Genomic DNA, 16,482 nt, shown 5'->3' with positions numbered 1-16,482 from the left:
ATGCAAAGTGGCACGTTATACCGGTCCTAAAGCAAAGCTGTCCCGCCGTGAAGGTACTGATCTTTTCCTGAAGAGCGCACGTCGCTCCCTCGCTGACAAGTGCAAGCTCGATAGCAAGCCGGGTCAGCATGGCCGCACGTCTGGCGCTCGTACGTCGGACTACGGCACGCAATTGCGCGAAAAGCAAAAAGTGAAGCGTATTTACGGCGTGCTCGAACGTCAGTTCCGCCGTTACTTCGCTGAAGCTGATCGCCGCAAGGGCCCGACGGGCGAAAACCTGCTGCAATTGCTCGAGTCGCGTCTCGACAACGTCGTGTATCGCATGGGCTTCGGCTCGACGCGCGCTGAAGCGCGTCAGCTAGTCGGTCACAAGTCGATCACGGTGAACGGCGTTGTGAACAACATCCCGTCGATGCAAGTCAAGGCTGGTGATGTGGTTGCTGTTCGCGAACAGTCGAAGAAGCAAGTGCGGATTCTGGAAGCGCTGAATCTGGCAGAACAAGGCGGAATGCCGAGCTGGGTTGCGGTCGATGCCAAGAAGTTCGAAGGCACGTTCAAGTCGATGCCGGAACGCAGCGATATCGCTGGCGACATCAACGAAAGCCTGATCGTCGAATTGTATTCGCGGTAAGTCGGATTAACGGCCGGGGAGCCCTGATTGCCGAAGGCAAGGGGCTACCTCGGCTGTTTATTTTCGGGTTGTCACCGGTCAGCCTTATCGGCGTAACGAGCCGAGGGTATTGAAAAGGAAAACCTATGCAAACCAGTTTGTTGAAGCCCAAGATTATTGCAGTTGAATCGCTTGGCGACAGTCACGCGAAAGTGGTCATGGAGCCGTTCGAACGCGGTTATGGGCACACCTTGGGTAACGCGCTTCGGCGTGTGCTGTTGTCGTCGATGATTGGTTACGCACCGACCGAAGTGACGATTGCCGGCGTCGTGCATGAATATTCTACGCTCGACGGCGTGCAAGAAGATGTGGTCAACCTGCTGTTGAATTTGAAGGGCGTCGTTTTCAAGCTGCATAACCGCGACGAAGTCACGGTCACGCTGCGCAAGGAAGGCGAAGGCGTTGTTACGGCCGGCGATATCGAACTCGCTCACGATTGCGAAGTCATCAATCCGGATCACGTGATTGCGCATCTGTCGAAGGGCGGCAAGCTCGACGTTCAGATCAAGATTGAAAAGGGCCGCGGTTATGTGCCGGGCAACGTGCGTCGTTATGGCGAAGATTCGGCGAAGATCATTGGCCGTATCGTGCTGGACGCGTCGTTCTCGCCGGTTCTGCGCGTGAGCTACGCCGTTGAAAGCGCTCGCGTTGAGCAGCGTACCGACCTCGACAAGCTCGTGATGAACATTGAAACCAACGGCGTGATTTCGCCCGAGGAAGCAATTCGTCAATCGGCTCGTATCCTGGTCGACCAGTTGTCGGTATTCGCCGCACTGGAAGGCACGGAAGCAGCGGCAGAAGCACCGTCGCGCGCGCCGCAGATCGATCCGATCCTGTTGCGTCCGGTGGACGATCTCGAACTGACGGTTCGTTCCGCGAACTGCCTGAAGGCCGAGAACATCTATTACATCGGTGATTTGATCCAGCGCACGGAAAACGAATTGCTCAAGACGCCTAACCTCGGTCGCAAGTCGCTGAACGAGATCAAGGAAGTCCTGGCTTCGCGTGGTCTGACGTTGGGCATGAAGCTCGAGAACTGGCCGCCGGCTGGTCTCGACAAGTAAGTTTCAAGCAGTACGCTTGACTGGCAAAGATGCGGATTTTCCTTTAAAATCCGCATCTTGCTTTTTCTACGACCGGCCCGTGCGCTCAAAAGAGACGCAATAGAAGAGCTGGATCTAAACTTGGTTAATTAGGAAATTCAAAATGCGCCATAAACATGGTTTGCGGAAACTGAACCGCACGAGCAGCCACCGCCTGGCTATGCTCCGTAATATGTCGAACTCGCTGATCGCGCACGAAGTCATCAAGACCACGCTGCCGAAAGCCAAAGAACTCCGTAAAGTCGTTGAGCCGCTGATCACGCTCGGCAAGAAGCCGTCGCTGGCAAATCGCCGTCTGGCGTTCAACCGCCTGCGCGATCGTGACTCCGTCGCGAAGCTGTTTGAAGTGCTCGGTCCGCGCTTTGAAAAGCGCCCGGGTGGATATCTGAGCATCCTGAAGTTCGGCTTCCGCCAAGGCGACAATGCGCCGATGGCTCTGGTCATGCTGATGGATCGTCCGGAACTCGCTGACGGCGACGACGTGCAAGAAGCTGAATAAGCTAGCACGCTGTTGATCGAAGAAAGGCCAAGCTTTGCTTGGCCTTTTTGCATTGCGCGGCGCGTTTTCCGCTGCTGGTTGCCACGGCTCAGGTCACAAGTCATAGGCCGTTTGGCTGACTGCGGGTTATCGACGTCAAGTGCTAGGATTGCATGCATATCCACCGTATCGGAGCTTTCCGTGAATACGCCCGTTGTGTTGGTTTTAACAACGTTGCCGGATAGCGAAGCAGCGTCAAAGATCGCGCAGCAAGCCATAGACGCGCGGCTTGCCGCGTGTGTGACGGAACTGGGCGCGGTTAAGTCGCGGTATCGGTGGAAGGGTAAGGTAGAGACTGCCGAGGAGATTCAACTCCTGTTCAAGACGAGTCTCGCGCGCGGCGATGAGCTGGCGCGCTTTATCGAAGCGAATCATCCTTATGAAACACCTGAAATTGTCTCGTGGCAGGCCGATGCATCGGCGGCTTATGGGCAATGGATCACCGCGGAAACTCAACGTTCTCTTAATGTTTAAACCCTTTGCCTTCTCTGTGCGCCGGCCGCTCGATGCAGTTCTCATGCTGGTGTCGTGTGTCGTGCTGCTGCTCTGCTCGATCGCGCCAGGTCACGCGGCCGACGATTTTCTCGACCCCGCGGTTGCGTTCAAATTCAGCGCGACGGAGAAGCCGGGCGAGATCGACGTGCGATATAAGGTCGCAGACGGCTATTACATGTACCGCGAGCGTTTTGCGTTTGCCGTGAAAAATGGCAACGCGACGATTGGCGAACCGCAACTGCCTGCGGGTAAGGTTCACTTCGATCAGACGTTTAACAAGGACGTGGAAACGTATCGCGGTGAACTCGTGATTCGGATTCCAGTGAAGGAGGCTTCTGGTCCTTTCGATATCGCGGTCACGTCGCAGGGTTGTGCCGATCAGGGCATCTGCTATCCGCCGATGGAGCGCGTCTACCACGTCAGTGGCGCAGCGCTGCAAGCCGCTGGTGCCAGTGGTCAAACGCCATCGGCAAGCACGAGTGACGTGCCTTGGTACGACCGCGCGACCAACGCCGATTACGCGCAATCCTTGCTCGAAAGCGGGGGCTTTTTCGCGATCGTCGGCTTGTACTTCGTCGCGGGCATGGTGTTGAGCTTGCTGCCTTGCTCTTATCCGATGATTCCCATTCTTTCGGCGATCATCATTGGTGAAGGCGCGCGCGTGACGCGGTCGCGAGGATTTGGATTGTCGGCGGCTTATGTGTTCGGCATGGCGCTTGTTTATACGGCGCTAGGCGTGCTCGCCGCGATGATCGGGCAGAGTCTCGGCGCCTGGCTCCAGAACCCCTGGGTACTCGGTGCGTTCGGCTTGTTGCTGGCAGTGTTCGCGCTCACGCTGATTGCCGGCGTCGACATCGCATTGCCTGCGCGCTGGCAAAACAGCGTCAACGCGGCGTCGCAGAAGCGATCCGGCGGGAAGGTCGTTGCGGTTGTTGTAATGGGGGCGTTGTCGGCGCTGGTGGTCGGTGCGTGCATGACCGCACCGCTCTTCGCCGTGCTCGCATTCATCGCACACACGGGTAACGCGCTGCTCGGCGGCGCCGCGTTGTTTTCCATGGGCGTCGGGCTCGGCGTGCCGCTGCTGATCATCGGGCTTGGCGCAGGGACGCTGCTGCCGCGCGCAGGGAACTGGATGGACGGCGTGAAGGTGTTCTTCGGCGTCGTGTTGCTCGCGGCGGCACTGTGGATCGTGTGGCCGGTGCTGAGCGCGGCCACGCAAATGGCTTTGGCGGCGTTGTGGCTGCTTATAGCGGCTGCGACGCTGGGGCTCTTTACATCGACTGCTTCGACGCTGTCGATATGGCGCAAGCTGGGTCGTGGATTCGGCGCCGCGCTCGCTATCTGGGGCGCTACGTTGCTCGTTGGGCTTGCCGCGGGCTCCGCCGATCCACTGCGTCCACTCGCCGTATTTACTGCGCGCATGGGTTCCGGAACAGAGGCTAGCGCGCAGCAGCAGTCCGCGCCCGGGGAAACCTTTGCACCGGTAAAATCGTCGGACGAACTGGATCTGGCGCTCAAGGCCGCCGGCCGTCCGGCCATGCTCGATTTCTACGCGGACTGGTGTGTATCGTGCAAGGAGATGGAACATCTCACGTTCAGTGATCCGCGGGTCCGTGCGCGCCTGGCCCAACTCAACCTGCTGCGCGCTGACGTCACAGCGAATAATCCCGATGATCAGGCTTTGCTCAAACGCTTCAAGCTGTTCGGGCCGCCGGGCATCATCTTCTTCGATGCGCAAGGCAACGAGGTGGTGCGGGTCGTTGGTTATGAGTCGGCGGATACGTTCTTGAAGAGTCTCGACAAACTTTCCGCACCGACGACGTGATTTTGATGTGAAGAACTTGGCGTGCGTTTGAGAGTTGGACGCACGTCCCGTTTCAGCGGGATCGGCGACCAAGGCATGGCGCCTCAGAGGCGGAGTTAAAGGGCGCGGATTATGCGATTAGGCGTCGTCTTTCCTGAGTCACCGGAGTACGCGGGATCCTGCCCTTAAACCATCGTTGCAATGTCCGAGCTCCGCCTCCCCAAGCGGCCGCTCGCCCCAACATAATTACCAACCCCCACCGCAGCACCAATTGCTGGGCGCGATCAAGTCCGCAGGATTTGGTAAATCGCGTCGTGATACTTTTGTCCGCACTCAACGTTCGCTCTCACCGAGACGCTCATGAACGATCTGACCTATCAAGCCCGTTACGAAGCGCGACTGAGTCGCGTGCTCGACCATATCTACGATCATCTCGACGAGGCTCTGGATATCGACAGGTTGGCTGAGATTGCGTGTTTGTCGCCGTATCACTGGCATCGGATCTATCAGGCGATGTACGGCGAGACCATCGCTGCGACCGTGCGCAGGTTGCGTCTGCATCGCGCGGGCGGTTACCTGGCGAATGGATCGATGCCGATCACGGAGATTGCCGAACGTTCGGGTTATAGCAGCTTGCAGTCGTTTTCGCGCACGTTCAGGGCCGCGTACGGCATGCCGCCGGCGCAGTACCGCAAGCAGGGCACTCACAGCCGGTTCCGGCCGGCGCTTTCAGGAGACGATCAAATGGTGATGCGTGAAGTGGTGATTCGTGACGTACCGGCGATGAACGTTGTGTCTCTCGACCATCGCGGGCCGTATATGCAGATTGGCAAGGCGTTCGATTCGCTGTTCGGCTGGCTGGCCAGCAGGAATTTGTTGTCGGCCGAGGCTCGGATGATCGGCATCTTCTATGACGATCCAGGCGTTGTGCCTGAAGCGGAGTTGAGATCGAAAGCTGGGGTGGTGTTGCCGGTGGATATCGACGTGGCGGCGCCGGTTGGCGTGACGCCGTTGCGTGGCGGGCAGTATGCGGTTCTCCGTCATAAAGGGCCATATAGCGATATGCACGCGGCCTATCAGTGGCTATATGGCACGTGGCTCGTGCAATCGGGCCGTGAAGCCGCCGATGCGCCTGCATTCGAGGAATATCTGAACAGCCCCAAGGAGACGGCGCCTGCCGACTTGCTGACTGAGATCTGTCTGCCGCTGTTGTGAGCGTATGAGGAAGTGGACGCTCGATTTGGCAACGAGTCGGACGTGCTACTCGACCAACCACTCTGCTGGAGAAGGTCCGCTCCTAGTTGGCCGGACTCCCGTCGGCGTGGCCGGACTCCCGCCGGCGTGGCCGGACTCCCGCCGGCGTGGCCGGACTCCCGCCGGCGTGGCCGGACTCCCGCCGGCGTGGCCGGACTCCTGCCGCCGCGGGTCGATACATCGCCGCTCTGGCCGGGCGTCCGGCAGCGGAGGTCGGACAGAGCGGTGTCGAGGAGCTTGGAGAGCCATCCGTCGTGCGGCCGGCTACCCGAAGGGTTTTCCGCCCTCCGGCCACAGATCCAACGACACCTCGACCCCCGCGGTTAGGCGTCCGCGCTTTAAGCAACAAACCGCCGCCTTAAAAACGCCTCAACCGCACCAATCCCCTTACTTCGCCGCCGCCCGCAAAAGCCGCGCGGCATCCAGCGCGAAATACGTGAGCACGCCATCGGCCCCCGCGCGCTTGAATGCCAGCAGCGACTCCATCACTGCCTTGTCGTGATCGAGCCAGCCGTTTTGCGTGGCGGCCTTGATCATCGCGTACTCGCCGCTGACTTGATACACATAGGTCGGAAAGCGAAACTCCTCCTTCACGCGATACACAATATCGAGATACGGCATGCCCGGCTTGACCATCACCATGTCCGCGCCTTCCTCTATATCCATCCGCACTTCGCGCAGGGCTTCATCGGAATTCGAAGGGTCCATCTGATACGTCATCTTGTTGCTCTTGCCGAGGTTCGCTGCGGAGCCGACCGCATCGCGGAACGGCCCGTAGAACGCCGATGCGTACTTTGCGGCGTACGCCATGATCCGCGTGTGGATATGTCCATCGCTCTCGAGCATTTCGCGAATTGCGCCGATCCGCCCGTCCATCATGTCCGATGGCGCCACGATATCCACGCCCGCTTCCGCCTGTGCACGCGCCTGATCGACGAGAATTTCGCTGGTTTCGTCGTTGATGACGTAGCCCTGTTCGTCGAGCACACCATCCTGGCCGTGACTGGTGTACGGGTCGAGCGCGACATCGGTGAGCACGCCCAGTTCGGGGAAGTGCTTTTTCAACTCACGCACGGCACGCGGAATCAGGCCTTCGGGGTTCGTCGCTTCACGGCCATCCGGTGTTTTCAGCGAGGGTTCAATAGCCGGGAACAGCGAAATGACCGGCACGCCGAGTTCGACGCACTGCTCGGCCACTTTCATCAACAAATCAACTGATGTGCGCTCGACGCCAGGCATGGACGGAACGGCCTGACGCACATTCGATCCCTCGACGATGAAAACGGGATAGATCAGATCGTTTGTGGTCAGCAGGTTTTCGCGCATCAGGCGGCGCGAAAAGTCGTCACGGCGCATACGGCGCGGACGATGATGCGGATAGAAGCTCATGACTTTGCTTGTGGGGGGATGATGGGTAACGCGACAAGGGGAATGGCTGCCAGCTTAACTGCCGCAACCGCTGCAGACATGGGGCACGACCGCCTCCAGAACCTTTTCGAGACAATGGTATATCATACCGATCGAGGTAGGCGCTTGGCGCCGAGCTCCCCGCTTCTCCTCCCTGAGCGGGTGCCTGTGATGATCGAAGGATTCGATCAGGCTGTTTGACCCGCCGTCATGCGGCGGGTTTTTTTATGCCGGGCGATGCCAAGTCAATGCACCTTCTGCGCCAAAAGCCCCGTCTTCAACCGGCATCAGAGTGACTTCACTGCGCTTCGTCTTCCGGAGCGATTTCTTCGGTTGACTTCGGAATCAGCCAGCTTTCGATCTTCTCGTGAGCTTCATCGAGCCCGACACGCTTGAGCGCCGAGAAGAGTTGCAGCGTCAATTCGCCGCGATATCCGGCTGCCGTGTACTCATCGAATGCTTTCTTGGTCGCGCGCAACGTGTTGATGCTTTCCTGCCGCGTCAATTTGTCGCATTTGGTCAATAAAGCGTGGATCGGCTTTCCCGTGGGCGCAAACCAGTCGAGCATGATCTTGTCGAGCTCGGTCAGCGGACGGCGCGAATCCATCATCAGAATCATTCCGACCAACTGCGCGCGGCTCTGCAGATACGTGGACAGCAATTGCTGCCAATGCAACTTGGCGTTACCCGAAACTTCCGCGTACCCGTACCCCGGCAAATCGACCACATGCGCCCTGGGCTGGTCCGCCGGGCCGATTGCGAAGTAGTTGATGTGCTGCGTGCGCCCCGGCGTCTTGCTGGCGAACGCCAGCCGCTTCTGGTTGCACAGCAGGTTGATGGCCGTGGACTTGCCCGCGTTTGACCGGCCCGCGAAAGCGATCTCCGGCTGGGGTGTCGGCGGCAGGTCCTTCAGGTGGTTGACCGTCGTAAAGAAACGGGCTTGGTGAAGCAGAAATGACGACATGGGAAGACCGAAAGTGAAATTCTGTGGAAACTCGAGCTGTAAGGAGCCACTGAATACTGGGCTTGCCCCGACTGGCGTCTTTGCGTTTAGCGAGTTATTGTACAATACGACGGTTGTACGAAGACCAGCCAGGGCACGCAAGACCCAAGCGGGATAAGGAGTGAGACAGGTTTGAAGACAGATTTCAGGACGCGCGCCGGGTGACTTTTTATCCCGTATCGAGTCCTCTGTCGGGTGTCTTGCAGTGCATCGGTAACCGTCGTTTTTTGCAGAACCTCACATTCTCACAAGACGAAAAACAGGGTACGCGAATGAACCGACTGTACAAGACTCTGATGGTCCTGGAAGTAGCAGCAGCATTAGGAGCGGGGTTGGTAGGCTGGACAGTCACAGCGCAAGCGGCAGATGCGGGTGCTCCCGGAGCCCCCGCCAAGCCCGACGTGACAAGGGGCCAGGCCATTGCCACCCAGGTTTGCGCAGCGTGTCACGGAGCAGACGGCAACAGTGCCGGCGGCGCGTTTCCGAAGCTCGCAGGCCAGCACGCCGAGTACATCGTCAAGCAGTTGAAGGATTACAAGACGCAGCCGGGCGCAAAAGAACCGGCGCGCAAGAACGCCATCATGGCGGGCATTGCGGGCGCGTTGAACGATCAGGACATGGTCAACGTGGCTGCGTATTTTGAGACGCAGAAGGCCAAGCCGGGCTACGCACGCGATAAGAACACCGTGCCGGTCGGGCAGAAGATTTATCGCGGCGGCATTGCGGACAGGGCCGTCCCAGCGTGCGCCGCGTGTCATGGTGCAACGGGTATGGGCGTTCCGGTGCAGTATCCGCGCTTGTCGGGACAATGGTCCGATTACACGGCCGCGCAACTCACCGCGTTTGCGCAGGGCACGCGCAACAACAGTGAGCCAATGCACACCATTGCGTTGCGCCTGAATGAAGCGGAAGTGAAGGCAGTTTCAGACTACATTGCAGGCTTGCATTGACACTCGATGAGCGTCGCTAACGGTCTGTAATCGTCCGCACGACCCGCCTGCAGCAAGTGCGGGTCTGCTTTAAGATGCGCGCAGCGTCGCCCGGACGTCATATGCGCGGGTCATAGTCGAACGTGTCATGAAGCCGGTCCGACCAAGGCCGGCGCGCAAAATAAGAAAAAAGGGTGGGACGCCGGTCAAAGACCGCTTGCGTCTCCACCCTTTTTTGCTGTTCAGCCGGAGTTTGAATGAGCGTCACCACGTCGGGATTGCAGTCGAAGTCGAGCCGTAGCAGTGTGCGTCATGCCATCGAAACGATCAGTTCGATGCGCTTCGCCATCTCGCTGCTCGTCATTCTCGCGATAGCCAGCATCATTGGTACGGTTCTGACGCAGGAAGACCCGTACCCGAATTACGTCAATCAGTTCGGTCCGTTCTGGGCCGATATTTTCCGCGGCCTGAGCCTCTACAACGTGTATAGCGCGTGGTGGTTCATGCTGATCCTGATCTTCCTAGTGATTTCGGTGTCGCTGTGCGTGATCCGCAACGGCCCGAAGATGATCGCGGACATGAAGAGCTGGAAGGATCGGGTGCGCGAAGGAAGCCTGCGCGCGTTTCATCACAAGGGTGAGTTTTCGGCGGTGTCGAGCAATCGTGCCGAGACCGCGGCCAATCTGCAGCGGCTCGCCGGCAAGATGGGCTACAAGTTCGTCACGCGCGAAACGGACAGCGGCGCCACGCTGATCGCGGCCAAGCGCGGCGCGCTGACGAAGCTCGGTTATATCTCGGCGCATCTGGCGATCGTGATCATCTGCATTGGCGGTTTGCTGGACAGCAACCTGCCGATCAAGCTGCAGATGTGGCTCTTCAACAAGACGCCGATTGCATCGAATGAAGTGATTAACGACATTGCGCCGAATCACCGGCTGCCGACGTCCAATCTCACGTTCCGCGGTTACGCCTGGGTGCCGGAAGGGCAGCACGTTGCCACGGCCATCCTGAATCAGCAGGACGGTTCACTGATCCAGGACCTGCCGTTTTCGATCCAGCTCAATAAATTCATCGTCGATTATTACTCGACGGGGATGCCCAAGCTGTTCGCGAGCGATATCGTCGTGATCGATCATGCGACTGGCAAGCGCATTCCGGCGCGCGTGGAAGTGAACAAGCCGTTCACCTACGATGGCATTTCGATCTATCAATCGAGCTTCCAGGACGGCGGCTCGAAAATGTCGATGACCGCCTGGCCCATGACCGGCGGCAGCGCGAAAACCACGCCGTTCGATGGCGCCATCGGCGGCACGCAGCCGATGAATCCGCAGATCATCGGCGGCAACGGCGAAACCGTCGAGTTCACCGATTTCCGCGCGATCAACGTGGAAAATGTCACCGATGGCAACGGCTCCATCGATGCCCGCGGCGTCGGCCAGACGCAGACGTTAAAGCAAGCCTTCGATGAACGGCTCGGTTCCGGCGCGAAGACGTCGAAGCCGACGGATCTGCGTAACGTCGGGCCATCGGTGCAATACAAGGTGCGGGGCACGGACGGCCAGGCGCGCGAGTTCAACAACTACATGCTGCCCGTCGATGTCCAAGGCCAGCCGATGTTCCTCGCCGGCATGCGCTTGAGCCCGAACGATCCGTTCCGCTATTTGCGCATTCCCGCCGACGAGCAAAGTTCGATCAAGCAGTGGATGAACCTGCGCGCCGCGCTGGAAACGCCCGCGATGCGTGACGAAGCGGCGCGTCGTTTTGCGAAGCGCTCGGTGCCTGAAGCGAACGCGGAATTGCAGAAACATCTGGAAGAAAGCGCGTCGCGGGTGCTGAACCTGTTCGCCGGCGCGGACGAAAGCGGCGTTGCGGCGGTTCCCGGGCAACCGGGCGCAACGTTGGGCGGTTTCCAGGCAATCGCAGGTTTTATCGATAAATCCGTGCCCAAGGGAGAGCAGGAAAAGGCGGCGGGTTTGTTGCTGCGTATGCTGGAAGGCGCGACCTGGGATCTGTGGCAGATCTCCCGCGCTCAGAACGGCCACCCGGAAGCGCAGCCGGACGCGAAAAACACGCAGTTCGTGCAATCGTCGATCAATGCACTTTCAGACAGCTTTCTGTACGGATCGCCGGTATTTCTGCAACTCGATTCGTTCAAGCAGATCCAGGCTTCCGTGTTCCAGTTGACACGCGCACCGGGCAAAAAAGTGGTGTATCTTGGCAGCCTCCTGCTCGTGCTCGGCATTTTCTCGATGTTTTACGTGCGTGAACGCCGTCTCTGGTTCTGGCTCAAAGACACATCGGCGGGCGGCACCAGCGTGTTGATGGCAATGTCCACCGCGCGCCGCACGCTCGACTTCGAGAAGGAATTCGCGCAAACGCGCGACGCGATCGGCGCCATGCTGGGCGTCAAGTCGCATCCGGTAACGTCATCACCGGAAACGCCCGCGGACACCCAGTCCACCGGCTCGCAAGATTCAACTCGGTAAGAACATGGACCTCACACAAGCCTCCTCGCAATCGACCCCGGCGCAGCAGCGCGCGGGCAAAGTGCCTGTCGATCCGAACCTCTTCGACGAACGTCCGTTCCTGAAGCGTCTCGGCCCGACAGACTGGCTGTTTGCGCTGGCAATGGTTGCCGGCGCGGGGTTTGCGCTGTTCCGGTATTACCCGTACATGAACTACTACGACAAGCTGGTGCTCTGCTGCGCCGTGCCGACGTTCGTGGTGCTCGGATGGCGCTGGAAGCCCGTGCGGCTGCTGATTGCGTGCATTGCGGTGTTGTCGCTGTCGTCGTTGCAGCTTTATCACTCGGATCTTGCTCGCGCCGATACCAACTTCTTCCTCAAATACTTCCTGTCCAGTCAGTCGGCGATCTTGTGGATGAGCGCGCTGCTTGTGCTGGCAACGGTCTTTTACTGGATTGGCTTGCTTTCGCGTTCGCCCACGGGCGGCTCGATCGGCTCGAAGATGACCTGGGCGGCCGTGCTGATGGGTTTCACCGGCTTGATGGTCCGCTGGTACGAGTCATACCTGATCGGCTCGGATGTGGGTCATATCCCCATTTCGAACTTGTATGAAGTTTTCGTGCTGTTCTGCCTGATTACGTCGCTGTTTTATTTGTATTACGAGCAGCACTACAGCACGCGCGCCATGGGTGCGTTTGTATTGCTGGTGATCAGCGCCGCCGTCGGCTTCCTGATGTGGTATTCCATCGCCCGCGATGCCCAGCAGATCCAGCCGCTCGTGCCCGCGCTGCAAAGCTGGTGGATGAAGATCCACGTGCCGGCGAATTTCATCGGGTATGGCAGCTTCGCGTTGGCGGCTATGGTCGGGGTGGCGTATCTGGTCAAGGAACGCGGCATTCTGGCGGATCGCCTGCCGTCGCTCGAAGTGCTTGATGACGTCATGTACAAGTCGATCGCGGTCGGTTTCGCGTTTTTCACCATCGCGACCATTCTGGGTGCGCTGTGGGCCGCCGAAGCGTGGGGCGGTTACTGGAGTTGGGACCCGAAGGAAACGTGGGCATTGATCGTGTGGCTGAATTACGCCGCGTGGCTGCACATGCGCCTGATGAAGGGCCTGCGTGGATCGGTGGCCGCGTGGTGGGCGTTGACCGGTTTGCTGGTCACCACGTTCGCATTCCTGGGCGTGAACATGTTCCTGTCGGGTCTGCACAGCTACGGCAAGCTGTAAGATTCACCTCTAAGCGCTGTTTAAGAACCGCCATGCAAGCTTTGCTGGCGGTTTTTTTATTGTCTGAACGGAATAGCTGAAACCGATTCGGTGTTTGCCACGAATATAGGGTAGAGCGGCGGCGACGTTCACGCGGGCCGCAACAAGGATTTCAGGAGCATCGAAATGGTTATGAAACACACACGCCAGCTTTTCGGCGATGACATCGCCCGAAGCGAGATCACGCCGCGAGAGTTCTTCGAGAATCGCCGGCGCGTGTTGCGGGCCGCCGGCGCGCTGGCCGCGACGGGGCTCGTCGGCGTGAACGGCGAAGCGCTCGCCGCGATGACATCGCCCGATGCGAAGGGCCAGAAGCTCGCCGCGGCCACGAACACGAAGTTCGTCGCGCTGGACAAAGTGACGCCGTTCAAGGACATCACGAGCTACAACAACTTCTACGAGTTCGGCACCGACAAGGGCGAGCCGGCGCAAAACGCGCATACGCTGCGGCCACGGCCGTGGAAGATATCGGTGGAAGGCGAGATCAAGAATCCGAAGGTGTATGACATCGATGAAATCGTGAAACTCGCGCCGCTCGAGGAGCGTATTTATCGGCTGCGGTGCGTGGAAGGGTGGTCGATGGTGATTCCGTGGATTGGCATTCCGCTGTCCGAAATCATCAAGCGCGCGCAGCCGACGGGCAACGCGAAGTACGTGCAGTTCATCACGCTCGCCGATCCGTCGCAAATGCCGGGGCTGTCCGATCCCATTCTCGACTGGCCGTATTCCGAAGGTCTGCGCATGGACGAGGCGATGAATCCGCTGGCGCTGCTGACCGTCGGTTTATACGGTGAAGTGCTGCCGAATCAGAACGGCGCGCCGGTGCGTATTGTGGTGCCCTGGAAATACGGCTTCAAGAGCGCGAAATCGCTGGTGAAGATCCGTTTTGTCGAGCAGCAGCCGAAAACGAGCTGGAGCGAATATGCGCCGAAAGAGTACGGTTTTTACTCGAACGTGAATCCGGACGTCGATCATCCGCGCTGGAGCCAGGCAACGGAACGTCGCATTGGCGAGGACGGTTTTTTCACGCCGAAGCGCAAGACGCTGATGTTCAATGGTTACGGCGATCAGGTTGCGTCGCTGTATCGGGGCATGGATTTGAAGGCGAACTTTTAGGGTCAAGGGGACAAGGATGGCCGTGGCTTCCAATGTCAAAGCAAAGCCGGCAACGCGTGCTGCCGCTGGCGGCACGAACTGGATCGTGCCGGCGAAAGTGGCTGTGTTTCTGGGCGGTTTGTACCCGCTTGCGCGTATCGTTCTGCTCGGTTTCACGGGCGGCCTGGGTGCCAATCCGATCGAATTCATTACGCGCTCGACCGGCTTGTGGACGCTCGTGTTCCTGTGCATCACGCTTGCCGTCACGCCGGTTCGCCGGTTGACCGGCCTTAACGCGCTGCTGCGCTTTCGACGGATGCTCGGGCTATTTGCGTTCTTCTATGTCGTGCTGCACTTCACCACGTACATCTGGTTCGACAAATGGTTCGATGTCTTCGCGATCCTGAAAGATATCGTCAAGCGGCCGTTTATCCTGGTTGGTTTCTCGGCGTTCGTGCTGCTTGTCCCGCTCGCCGTGACATCACCGAAAGCGATGGTCAGGAAACTCGGCCGGCGCTGGCAAACGCTGCATAAGCTGATCTATCCGATCGCCGTGCTTGCGATCCTGCACTTCTGGTGGATGAAAGCGGGCAAGCACGATCTCATCTTGCCGAAGATCTATGGCGCGATCGTGGTGGTGTTGCTGGCGTGGCGCGTGGTTGTCTGGCTGCGATCGCGGATGACGAGGACTCGCGCGGTTTAGCTTTAACCGGGACACTCATGAAAAAAGCGACGCTTGAATGGCGTCGCCTTTTTCATGCCAATCAAACCGACCGAAATCAGTCCGGGAAAATCGATTCACCCGCGAACAACTGCTGCACTTCTTCGCGTTCACGCACTCGACGCGCACGTTCGCGATCGACCATCACTTCGGCGGCGCGCGGACGCGTGTTGTAGTTCGAACTCATCACGAAACCATAAGCGCCCGCCGAGAAAATCGCGATCAGATCACCTTGCTCGATGGCGAGCTCTCGATCCTTTCCGAGCCAGTCGCCGCTTTCGCAAACAGGGCCGACCACGTCGTACACCTGCGCCTTCGTCGCGCGCTCTTCCACTGCTTCCATGCGATGAAACGCCTGATACATCGCGGGACGCGCAAGGTCGTTCATGCCGGCGTCGACGATGGCGAAATTTTTCTCTTCACCCGGCTTCAGGTACTCCACGCGCGTCAGCAGCACGCCCGCATTGCCGACCAGCGAGCGGCCCGGCTCGAAATAAACTTCGCGATGACCGTGCCCGCGTTCATCGATATGCGCGAACACCGCACGCACGAACTCTCCGATAGCCGGCGGCGTTTCGTCATCGTACGTAATGCCGAGACCACCGCCGACATCGACGTGATGAATATTCGTCCCGTCCGCTTCGATTTGCTCGACGAGGTCGAGCAATTTGTCGACTGCGTCGAGATACGGGCTCACTTCGGTGATCTGCGAGCCGATATGGCAGTCGATCCCGATCACGTCGAGATTCGACATCGCCGCAGCTTGCGCGTAGGTCGCGCGGGCATCGGCGAAAGCCACGCCGAACTTGTTCGACTTGAGGCCCGTGGAAATATACGGATGCGTCTTGGCATCGACGTCGGGATTCACGCGCAGCGACACCGGCGCTTGCTTGCCCGCAGCCTTGGCGACTTCGTTCAGCGCGAGCAATTCGGGAATCGATTCGACGTTAAAGCATTTCACGCCGGCATCGAGTGCCTCGCGCATTTCCGCTGCGGTCTTGCCGACGCCGGAGAACACGGTGTTTTCCGCCTTGCCGCCCGCGGCCAGCACACGAGCGAGTTCACCCGACGAGACGATGTCAAAGCCCGCGCCCAGCCGCGCGAATACGTTCAGCACCGCAAGATTGCTGTTGGCTTTCACTGCTACGTGGATAGTGGCGCGGCGGCCGTTGCATGCATCGGCGTAAGCTTTATATGCGTCGGTCAACGCACTGCGCGAATACACGTAGAGTGGTGTGCCGAATTGCTCGGCCAGCGACGAGGCCGAAACGCCTTCGACCTGCAGCACGCCTTCGGCGCGCGAGAATGCGGATTGAGTCATGAGTTTTCTGGTTTTACTGACGCGCTCGGCCGGTTGGCCATAAGCGCGGAAAGGCAACTTAGCGCAACGATTATTCGCCGGAGGAAGCGGCTTTGGGCGCCGATGCCGACTCGGGCGATTTCATGTTGTCGTCAGGGGAGAGCGAAAGCGGCGTGCCGGACGTGTCTGGAATGTCGCCGGTACTTTCAACAGACGAGGCGGACGACGCCGCAGCAGGCACGCTCGCAGCACTTTCCGGCAACGGCGGCATGCTGGCGGGACGAACCGGGAGTGGCGGTGCGACAGGCATATAGAGCGGTCCACGCTGACCACAGGCGGCGAGCAGCGTGCCGGCGGAAATGGCCAAAGCCGCTACAATCGCGCTCATCCGGAAGACGACTTGCATTGCTGTCCCTGACTAATTAATCGAT

The 16,482-nt window shown here is 59.2% G+C and carries 15 protein-coding genes; 11 read left to right on the top strand and 4 right to left on the bottom strand.

Features of this window, described 5'->3' with window-relative positions:
- Positions 1 to 7 precede the first annotated feature (7 nt).
- The 6 genes from rpsD (at position 8) to ACSOSP_RS11340 (ending at position 5,825) form a co-directional block, all read left to right on the top strand.
- A complete protein-coding gene (gene rpsD / locus ACSOSP_RS11365) occupies positions 8 to 631 on the top strand; it encodes a 30S ribosomal protein S4 (protein ID WP_031361561.1) in 624 nt (207 codons plus the stop codon).
- Positions 632 to 756: 125 nt separating this feature from the next.
- A complete protein-coding gene (locus ACSOSP_RS11360) occupies positions 757 to 1,734 on the top strand; it encodes a DNA-directed RNA polymerase subunit alpha (RefSeq protein ID WP_031361560.1) in 978 nt (325 codons plus the stop codon).
- 142 nt (positions 1,735 to 1,876) lie between these two features.
- Positions 1,877 to 2,272 (top strand): 50S ribosomal protein L17, encoded by a 396-nt coding sequence (rplQ, locus tag ACSOSP_RS11355; protein WP_031361559.1) that lies wholly within the window; start codon positions 1,877 to 1,879, stop codon positions 2,270 to 2,272.
- A gap of 180 nt (positions 2,273 to 2,452) precedes the next feature.
- Positions 2,453 to 2,785: a divalent-cation tolerance protein CutA gene (gene cutA / locus ACSOSP_RS11350; protein WP_455306596.1), complete on the top strand. Its 333-nt coding sequence runs from the start codon at positions 2,453 to 2,455 to the stop codon at positions 2,783 to 2,785.
- On the top strand, positions 2,778 to 4,631 hold the full coding sequence (dsbD, locus tag ACSOSP_RS11345) for a protein-disulfide reductase DsbD (RefSeq protein WP_455306594.1): 1,854 nt from the start codon (positions 2,778 to 2,780) through the stop codon (positions 4,629 to 4,631). Before cutA ends, dsbD begins: the two co-directional genes overlap by 8 nt.
- 339 nt (positions 4,632 to 4,970) lie before the next feature.
- On the top strand, positions 4,971 to 5,825 hold the full coding sequence (locus tag ACSOSP_RS11340; protein WP_455306592.1) for an AraC family transcriptional regulator: 855 nt from the start codon (positions 4,971 to 4,973) through the stop codon (positions 5,823 to 5,825).
- 426 nt (positions 5,826 to 6,251) lie between these two features.
- Here the strand turns inward: ACSOSP_RS11340 and hemB are convergent, their stop codons facing one another.
- Positions 6,252 to 7,253: a porphobilinogen synthase gene (gene hemB / locus ACSOSP_RS11335; RefSeq protein WP_455306590.1), complete on the bottom strand. Its 1,002-nt coding sequence runs from the start codon at positions 7,251 to 7,253 to the stop codon at positions 6,252 to 6,254.
- 316 nt (positions 7,254 to 7,569) lie between these two features.
- Positions 7,570 to 8,235 carry a ribosome biogenesis GTP-binding protein YihA/YsxC gene (gene yihA, locus ACSOSP_RS11330; protein ID WP_455306588.1) on the bottom strand — a complete coding sequence of 222 codons (666 nt, stop codon included), beginning with the start codon at positions 8,233 to 8,235 and terminating at the stop codon, positions 7,570 to 7,572.
- A gap of 311 nt (positions 8,236 to 8,546) precedes the next feature.
- On the opposite strand from yihA, the gene ACSOSP_RS11325 reads away from it, so the two are divergent.
- From ACSOSP_RS11325 to msrQ, 5 genes are all read left to right on the top strand, one after another.
- Positions 8,547 to 9,224 carry a c-type cytochrome gene (locus ACSOSP_RS11325; protein ID WP_455306586.1) on the top strand — a complete coding sequence of 226 codons (678 nt, stop codon included), beginning with the start codon at positions 8,547 to 8,549 and terminating at the stop codon, positions 9,222 to 9,224.
- Between the two features lie 236 nt (positions 9,225 to 9,460).
- Positions 9,461 to 11,689 (top strand): cytochrome c biogenesis protein ResB, encoded by a 2,229-nt coding sequence (locus ACSOSP_RS11320; RefSeq protein ID WP_455306584.1) that lies wholly within the window; start codon positions 9,461 to 9,463, stop codon positions 11,687 to 11,689.
- A 4-nt stretch (positions 11,690 to 11,693) separates the two neighbouring features.
- On the top strand, positions 11,694 to 12,896 hold the full coding sequence (gene ccsB / locus ACSOSP_RS11315) for a c-type cytochrome biogenesis protein CcsB (RefSeq protein WP_455306582.1): 1,203 nt from the start codon (positions 11,694 to 11,696) through the stop codon (positions 12,894 to 12,896).
- Positions 12,897 to 13,061: 165 nt separating this feature from the next.
- On the top strand, positions 13,062 to 14,051 hold the full coding sequence (gene msrP / locus ACSOSP_RS11310) for a protein-methionine-sulfoxide reductase catalytic subunit MsrP (RefSeq protein ID WP_455306580.1): 990 nt from the start codon (positions 13,062 to 13,064) through the stop codon (positions 14,049 to 14,051).
- A 16-nt stretch (positions 14,052 to 14,067) separates the two neighbouring features.
- Positions 14,068 to 14,733 (top strand): protein-methionine-sulfoxide reductase heme-binding subunit MsrQ, encoded by a 666-nt coding sequence (gene msrQ, locus ACSOSP_RS11305; protein ID WP_455306578.1) that lies wholly within the window; start codon positions 14,068 to 14,070, stop codon positions 14,731 to 14,733.
- Positions 14,734 to 14,809: 76 nt separating this feature from the next.
- Here msrQ and lysA read toward each other — a convergent pair whose 3' ends face one another.
- Both lysA and lptM read right to left on the bottom strand, forming a co-directional pair.
- A complete protein-coding gene (gene lysA, locus ACSOSP_RS11300) occupies positions 14,810 to 16,072 on the bottom strand; it encodes a diaminopimelate decarboxylase (protein WP_455306576.1) in 1,263 nt (420 codons plus the stop codon).
- Positions 16,073 to 16,142: 70 nt separating this feature from the next.
- Positions 16,143 to 16,457: an LPS translocon maturation chaperone LptM gene (lptM, locus tag ACSOSP_RS11295; RefSeq protein WP_455306574.1), complete on the bottom strand. Its 315-nt coding sequence runs from the start codon at positions 16,455 to 16,457 to the stop codon at positions 16,143 to 16,145.
- Positions 16,458 to 16,482: the final 25 nt, after the last annotated feature.

Source organism: Caballeronia sp. KNU42, from assembly GCF_053760385.1.
Note: the sequence above shows the minus strand (reverse complement) of the source record. Positions and strands in the feature narration are given on the sequence as shown.

Coding starts and splice junctions, on each gene's coding strand:
- ACSOSP_RS11360 (WP_031361560.1), top strand. CDS start 757: ATGCAAACCAGTTTGTTGAAGCCCAAGATTATTGCAGTTGAATCGCTT.
- rplQ (WP_031361559.1), top strand. CDS start 1,877: ATGCGCCATAAACATGGTTTGCGGAAACTGAACCGCACGAGCAGCCAC.
- dsbD (WP_455306594.1), top strand. CDS start 2,778: ATGTTTAAACCCTTTGCCTTCTCTGTGCGCCGGCCGCTCGATGCAGTT.
- ACSOSP_RS11340 (WP_455306592.1), top strand. CDS start 4,971: ATGAACGATCTGACCTATCAAGCCCGTTACGAAGCGCGACTGAGTCGC.
- hemB (WP_455306590.1), bottom strand. CDS start 7,253: ATGAGCTTCTATCCGCATCATCGTCCGCGCCGTATGCGCCGTGACGAC.
- yihA (WP_455306588.1), bottom strand. CDS start 8,235: ATGTCGTCATTTCTGCTTCACCAAGCCCGTTTCTTTACGACGGTCAAC.
- ACSOSP_RS11325 (WP_455306586.1), top strand. CDS start 8,547: ATGAACCGACTGTACAAGACTCTGATGGTCCTGGAAGTAGCAGCAGCA.
- ACSOSP_RS11320 (WP_455306584.1), top strand. CDS start 9,461: ATGAGCGTCACCACGTCGGGATTGCAGTCGAAGTCGAGCCGTAGCAGT.
- ccsB (WP_455306582.1), top strand. CDS start 11,694: ATGGACCTCACACAAGCCTCCTCGCAATCGACCCCGGCGCAGCAGCGC.
- msrP (WP_455306580.1), top strand. CDS start 13,062: ATGGTTATGAAACACACACGCCAGCTTTTCGGCGATGACATCGCCCGA.
- msrQ (WP_455306578.1), top strand. CDS start 14,068: ATGGCCGTGGCTTCCAATGTCAAAGCAAAGCCGGCAACGCGTGCTGCC.
- lysA (WP_455306576.1), bottom strand. CDS start 16,072: ATGACTCAATCCGCATTCTCGCGCGCCGAAGGCGTGCTGCAGGTCGAA.
- lptM (WP_455306574.1), bottom strand. CDS start 16,457: ATGCAAGTCGTCTTCCGGATGAGCGCGATTGTAGCGGCTTTGGCCATT.